This is a genomic window from Streptacidiphilus fuscans, assembly GCF_015690355.1.
In the GTDB taxonomy this organism is placed as follows: Bacteria; Actinomycetota; Actinomycetes; order Streptomycetales; family Streptomycetaceae; genus Streptacidiphilus; species Streptacidiphilus fuscans.
The window spans coordinates 145,440-151,962 of record NZ_JADPRT010000021.1 but is presented as its reverse complement, the minus strand read 5'-3'; the positions used below and the strand labels follow the sequence as shown (position 1 = coordinate 151,962).

General features: G+C 69.0%; 6 protein-coding genes. 3 read left to right on the top strand and 3 right to left on the bottom strand.

The genetic code is table 11. The annotated features are described in order from the left end of the window. Positions 1–297 precede the first annotated feature (297 nt). On the bottom strand, positions 298–918 hold the full coding sequence (locus tag I2501_RS35510; RefSeq protein WP_196198307.1) for a hypothetical protein: 621 nt from the start codon (positions 916–918) through the stop codon (positions 298–300). Positions 919–999: 81 nt separating this feature from the next. Next, positions 1,000–2,448, bottom strand: coding sequence for an adenosylhomocysteinase (gene ahcY, locus I2501_RS35505; protein WP_196198306.1), 1,449 nt, complete (start codon positions 2,446–2,448; stop codon positions 1,000–1,002). A 316-nt stretch (positions 2,449–2,764) separates the two neighbouring features. Between ahcY and I2501_RS35500 the strand changes: the two genes are divergently transcribed. The 3 genes from I2501_RS35500 to I2501_RS35490 all read left to right on the top strand — a co-directional run bounded on the left by I2501_RS35500 (position 2,765) and on the right by I2501_RS35490 (position 5,161). Continuing rightward, entirely contained in the window at positions 2,765–3,790 is a 1,026-nt protein-coding gene (locus I2501_RS35500; RefSeq protein WP_196198305.1) for a heavy metal-binding domain-containing protein, read from the top strand. A gap of 94 nt (positions 3,791–3,884) precedes the next feature. Beyond that, positions 3,885–4,715, top strand: coding sequence for a heavy metal-binding domain-containing protein (locus I2501_RS35495; RefSeq protein WP_215910262.1), 831 nt, complete (start codon positions 3,885–3,887; stop codon positions 4,713–4,715). A 53-nt stretch (positions 4,716–4,768) separates the two neighbouring features. Then, positions 4,769–5,161, top strand: a complete 393-nt coding sequence (locus I2501_RS35490; protein WP_196198304.1) for a hypothetical protein — start codon at positions 4,769–4,771, stop codon at positions 5,159–5,161. Positions 5,162–5,311: 150 nt separating this feature from the next. Here I2501_RS35490 and manA read toward each other — a convergent pair whose 3' ends face one another. Then, positions 5,312–6,520 carry a mannose-6-phosphate isomerase, class I gene (manA, locus tag I2501_RS35485; protein WP_196198303.1) on the bottom strand — a complete coding sequence of 403 codons (1,209 nt, stop codon included), beginning with the start codon at positions 6,518–6,520 and terminating at the stop codon, positions 5,312–5,314. Positions 6,521–6,523: the final 3 nt, after the last annotated feature.

Genomic DNA, 6,523 nt, shown 5'->3' with positions numbered 1-6,523 from the left:
GAGCGGCACAGCATCCGCCGGAATGAGCGGACCCGTGCACAGCGTCCTCGCTGAAAATTTGTTCTCAAAAGTAACTGGCGTTGACTTTTGGCACGCTGTTGAGTTCTCAAGGAACGGACGCTTCCTTTGAATTCCCTCTCGGGCTTTCTCCGGGCGCTTCCTTCGTTTTCTACTCTATCAGAACTTTTCAGTCCCGATTTCGCAGTCCCCGTCAATCGGATTTCCGATTCTCTGGGGGGTTTGCCGCCCCGCTCAGCGGGGCAACTCGAAGAACGTTACGTGGCCGTACGGCCCGAGTCAAATCCAGGGACCCGGAGGGGTGTCCAGCTCCTCCAGCTCGACGCCGGGCGCTGCCAGGACGACGTCGCCGCCCAGGTGGACCAGGCCCTCCTCCCCCGTCTCCAGGTCCGCGACGCGGAAGCGACGGACCGTCAGCGGCCCGCTGTCGGTGGTGTGTGCTTCGATGCTTTCCAGGGTCCAGCCCTGGTCCAGCGTGCGGGGGGCCAGCACGGGTTCGGTGAAGGAGACGACGCGGACGCGTGCGGAGGAGCCCTCCGACAGCGCCAGCATCCGTGCCGTCGCGATGAGGAACGCCGGCGAGCGGCCGGTGAAGGCGTGGGCCTTTTCGTTGCCCTCGCTCGTGAACGAGAGATCCCGGTCGTCAGGGTGCGTACGCACCCAGGTCAGCCCGGCGAGGGCACCGCCGCGCACCTGCCAGCCGTTGCGGCGCAGTTCCAGTCGGGCCGGGCGGGATCGGGAGTCGAGAGTCAGGTCGACGGAGCCGTCCAGCGTGCCATCCGTCGTGAAGGTCTGAGCTGTGTAGCGCCAGCCGGAGGGTCCGGCGGCGCAGCTGAAGCGCTCGTCACCGAGGGGGGTGTCGTCGTGCGTGTCGTGGAACGAGTAACGGCCGCTGGGCATGGGACGAGCCTATGCGCCAGCGGCCGCTGGAAGATCCTCGCTACCGCCTATCGGGATGCGGTACGTCGAGTGGTGCGCCGATCAGTAGCGGTAGTGGTCCGCCTTGTACGGGCCCTCGACCTTGACGCCGATGTAGTCGGCCTGGTCCTGGGACAGCGTGGTGAGCCTGACGCCGAGCGCGTCCAGGTGGAGGCGGGCGACCTTCTCGTCGAGGTGCTTGGGCAGCGTGTAGACGCCGACCGGGTACTCCTCGGGCTTGGTGAACAGCTCGATCTGGGCCAGGGTCTGGTCCGCGAACGAGTTGGACATCACGAAGGACGGGTGGCCGGTCGCGTTGCCCAGGTTCAGCAGGCGGCCCTCGGACAGCACGATGAGCTTCTTGCCGTCCGGGAAGGTCCAGGTGTGGACCTGCGGCTTGACCTCGTCCTTGACGATGCCGGGGATCTTCGCCAGGCCGGCCATGTCGATCTCGTTGTCGAAGTGGCCGATGTTGCCGACGATGGCCTGGTGCTTCATCTTGGCCATGTCCTTGGCCATGATGATGTCCTTGTTGCCGGTTGTGGTGACGAAGATGTCCGCGATCTCGACGACGTCGTCCAGCGTGGCGACCTGGTAGCCGTCCATCGCCGCCTGCAGCGCGCAGATCGGGTCGATCTCGGTGACGATGACCCGGGCGCCCTGGCCGCGCAGCGACTCCGCGCAGCCCTTGCCGACGTCGCCGTAGCCGCAGACGACCGCGACCTTGCCGCCGATCAGCACGTCGGTGGCCCGGTTGATGCCGTCGATCAGCGAGTGGCGGCAGCCGTACTTGTTGTCGAACTTCGACTTGGTCACCGCGTCGTTGACGTTGATCGCCGGGAACAGCAGGTCACCGTCACGGTGCATCTCGTACAGACGGTGGACACCGGTGGTGGTCTCCTCGGTCACTCCCTTGATCTCGGAGGCGACCTCGGTCCACTTCTTCGGAGTCTCCTTGAGGGTGCGGTTGAGCAGCTCCAGGATGATCCGGAACTCGTCGCTGTCCGCGGTGGACGGGTCCGGCGCGGCACCCGCCTTCTCGAACTCGACACCCTTGTGGACCAGCAGCGTCGCGTCGCCGCCGTCGTCCAGGATCATGTTCGGGCCGGAGTGGCCCGGCCAGGTCAGCGCCTGCTCGGTGCACCACCAGTACTCCTCCAGCGTCTCGCCCTTCCAGGCGAAGACGGGGATGCCCTGGGGGTTCTCCGGGGTGCCGTTCGGGCCGACCGCGATGGCGGCGGCCGCGTGGTCCTGGGTCGAGAAGATGTTGCAGGAGCACCAGCGCACGTCGGCGCCCAGCGCAGCCAGGGTCTCGATCAGGACGGCGGTCTGCACGGTCATGTGCAGGGAGCCGGTGATGCGGGCGCCGGCCAGCGGCTGCGCGTCGGCGTACTCCTTGCGGATCGCCATCAGACCGGGCATCTCGTGCTCGGCCAGCTCGATCTCCTTGCGACCGAACGCGGCAAGCGAAAGGTCGGCAACCTTGAAGTCACCGGCGTTGAGGGACGTCACGCTGTATCTCCATCACGTCGAGGTAGTGGGAGGCGACGGTCCGGAACCCAGGCGCGGCCCGATGCGCGGGCACACCAACACGGACATACCGAAGGGGCCGCCGGATCCGGGAACCCGAATGCGTGCCTCAACCGTATGACCGTTTGTTCCGGACCAGTGCGTCGGAGGCCCTCTCTCCCTCGGCGTGCCCGAGCCTGGAGCCCGGGACCTGCCGACCGCCATCAGCAGCGACGTCTGGTTCTTGAGACGAATCTACACCGTGCGTACATTCCGAGGGGCGCAAAGTGTTCGCGAGGTCGGGCAGGAGTGGGACGGGATGACGGTTCCCTGGAACGGCGGCGGGCTACCACCCGCTGCGGCCGAGCGAATGGCCGAGGTGAGAGGCAGCGGGACGTGGACGTCCGCCCTCTCCACCGGCGAGTTCGCCTCGGTGAAGTCGGTCGGCTTCGAGCCGGTCGGGCAGGTGATGGGGTCGGCGGTGTTCCAGATCGCACGCAGCGGTCGGTACTGGGGCTACCACGACTGTCTCTACAGCGGCGCAGGGTTCGGCTTCAGCTACGGCAACCGCGGCGACGCGCCGGTCGCCCTGTCGGGGCAGGGAGCTCCCTCCCGGCAGCTGGTCGGCGTCTTCGACCAGGCCCGCCGTACCGCGCTGGGCCGGATGACGGCCGAGTGCTCGGCGCTGGGCGGTGACGGGGTGGTGGCGGCGGAGCTCACCATGGCGCCGTTCCCGAACGCGCCCAACTGCCTGGAGTTCAAGGTGATCGGCACCGCGGTGCGGGCGCAGGGCAATGTCCGGCCGCGACACCCTTTCACCTGCCACCTGGACGGCCAGGGGTTCGCCAAGCTGGTGAGTGCAGGGTGGGTCCCGGCCGAACTGCTCGTCGGCATGTCGATCGGGGTCCGACACGACGACTACCGCACACAGTCTCAGCAGTATTCGTGGCAGAACACGGAGATGACCGGTTGGAGCCGACTGATCCACGCGATCCGCGCCGACGCGCGCCAGCAGTTGCAGCTGCAGGCGTCCCGGATGGGCGGTGACGGTGTGATCATGGCTGCCGGTGATCTACGGGTCTGGCGGGAGTCCTGCATCCGTGCGGCCAACCGCAACAACTCCGAGCAGGAGGACCACGTGGCCGAGGCCACGATGATCGGCACCAGCATCGCCCGGTTCCGCACCGGCGACCAAAAGCCGCGCACCCTCTCGGTCATGCCGCTGGGCAAGCGTGGCGACCGGCTGCGCCAGCGGCTCGCCGCAGTCGCGTCGAGCCCGTACGGGGACCCGAACGAGTACCGGCGGCTGGCCGACGAGCTGAGCGAACTGGGGGACCAGGGATGATCCCCACCGCGTTCGGCAGCAAGAGCAAGCGCGTCTCCGACAGCAGCGTTTTCAGTTCCGGCAACACTTCCAGTAACCCGTGGGGAGCCGTCCGATGAGCACGACCGATCCGACCGCGCAGGGCGTGCCCGCCGACGCGATGCGCCGTCTTGCCGAGCTTCAGCCGGGCAAGGCGGGCTCGATCTTCACCAGCGACCTCTCGGTGAACGAGTTCCTGTTGGTACGCGAGGCCGGCTTCAAGCCGATCGGCCTGGTGCTCGGCAGCTCGATCTACCACGTCGGCATCCAGTTCGGCCGCTGGGGCAAGAACCAGGAGCTGGAGACGCTGAGCCAGGCCATGTACCACGCTCGTGAGCTCGCCATGACCCGTATGGAGGCCGAGGCCGCCGCGCTGGGTGCGGACGGCATCGTCGGCGTCCGGCTCTCCGTCGAGGCGCGCGAGTTCGGCAACGACATCGCCGAGTTCATCGCCATCGGCACGGCGGTCAAGGCGGACCACGCGCCCCCCGGCGGCGGCACCTGGCGCAACAACAAGAACCAGCCCTTCACCTCGGACCTCTCCGGCCAGGACTTCTGGACGCTGATCCGGGCCGGCTACGCCCCGCTGGGCATGGTCATGGGCACCTGCGTCTACCACATCGCACACCAGCGGATGGGCGCGGTCTTCTCCAACATCGGCAAGAATGTGGAGATCGAGCAGTTCACCCAGGCTCTGTACGACGCGCGTGAATTGGCGATGGCGCGGATGCAGTCCGAGGCCGAGGCGCTGCACGCCGAAGGCGTGGTCGGGGTTCAGCTGAACGCCCACAACCACCGCTGGGGCGGGCACACCACGGAGTTCTTCTCGATCGGCACGGCGGTCCGCCCGCTGCGTCCGGACCACGAGATCGAGCGGCCCACCATGGTGCTCAGCCTCGACGGCTGACGCCTCGGGCGAGAACGGGCCACGGTGACGAGAAGCGAAGAGGGACGAGACATATGAGTGAGATCGAGCTGCTGGCGGCGGCGCTGCGCCGGGACGCGGCGGATCTGGACATCTATGCCCAGGTGCTGACGGGCTCCCTGGCGGACGCGCTGCCGCCCGGCTCGGTCGAGCTGAGCCACAAGCGATCCATGTCGGACCGGATGTCCGGCCGCCCCGGGAAGGTGGAGAAGTTGGAGGTCTCCCTGGACGACCGCCGGCTCATCCTCACCCTGGCCCACGGCCGCCCGGTGGGCGAGGTGGCGACGATCGTCCGGGGTGTGGTGCTGTCGCGTAAGCAGGTTGCGCTGGACGAGTGGGTCCACGAGCTGGCCACGGCGGTGGCCGCGAGGGCGCAGTCGGACGCGCGGGCGAAGGCAGCGCTGGAGAAGCTGGTCCTCGGGCTCTGAGTCTTCGGTGGACGGGGCGTTGCAGACGTCCCGGGGCGCGGGGAACTGCGGGAGACGCCACCCGCAAGCGGATGGCCCTGAACGTTCGGGGCTCTACCTGCGTGGGTGGCTTGTCGCGCAGTTCCCCGCGCCCCGGGGGTTGCAACTACCTCACAGGGTGACGGTCGCGCGGAAGATCGTCGTCGCGGAGCCGGTCGCTGTGACGGCCGGGTTGTCCGCGGGGATGAAGCAGGACTGGCCCGGGGAGAGGGTCAGGCGCTGGCCCGCCGCGTCGGTGAGGGTGGCCTCGCCCGACGTGCAGAGCACGATCTGCGGGGTGCCCGTCGGCAGCGGCCACTCGCCCAGCTCGTAGCGGGAGAGGCGGAACTCGTCTATCGGGACCGGGTACAGCTGCTCGCCCGGGTTGCCGGGCACGCTCTCGGACGGGACCACGCTCGGATCGGTCGCCTCGAAGCGGACGACCGCGAGCAGCTCCGGCACGTCGATGTGCTTCGGCGTGAGACCGGCGCGCAGCACGTTGTCCGAGTTGGCCATCAGCTCCACGCCCAGGCCGCGGAAGTACGCGTGCGGCACGCCCGCACCCAGGTAGATCGCCTGGCCGGGGCGGAGTACGACGTGGTTGAGCAGCAGCGCCGACAGCAGGCCCGGGTCGTTCGGGTAGTAGTCGGCCAGGGCGGCGTAGTCGGCGAATGCCACGGCTTCGGCTTCGTCGGACGCGGCCTCCGCCGCCAGGCGGCGCAGGGCCTCGGCGGTCTCGGCGACGAGCGCCGGGACGGAGGCCTGATCGAGCGTCAGCACCAGGGTGAGCGCCTCGCGCAGAGCCTCCGGCTCGGGCTTGGCGCGCAGGACATCGGCCACGGGCCGGAGGCCTGGGACGCCGAGACGGTCCAGGAGCGCAGCCGTCCGCTCCGGGCGGCGGAAGCCGCAGACGCCGGTGAACTCGTCGAGCGCGCACAGCATTTCGGGCTTGTGGTTCGCGTCCCGGTAGTTGCGCTCCCGGGCGCTCAGCGGGATGCCTCGGGCCTCCTCGGCGGCGAAGCCCGCCTGCGCCTGCGCCAGGTCCGGGTGGACCTGGACGGAGAGGGGTTCTCCGGCGGCGAGGACCTTGAACAGGAACGGCAGCGTCGGACCGAAGCGGCGCACCGTCGCCGCGCCCAGCTCGCGCTCCGGGTCGGCCGCGATGACCTGGTCCAAGGTCTGCGCGCCGTGACCGCGATCGACGCCGGAGGGCGCGCCGGAGTGGGCGCCCATCCACAGTTCCGCCTGCGGGTCCTCGGTCGGCTCCGCCCCCAGCAGCGCCGGCAGGGCGGTGCGCGAACCCCAGGCGTACGGACGGATGGTGGTGGCGAGGCGGTCCATGCG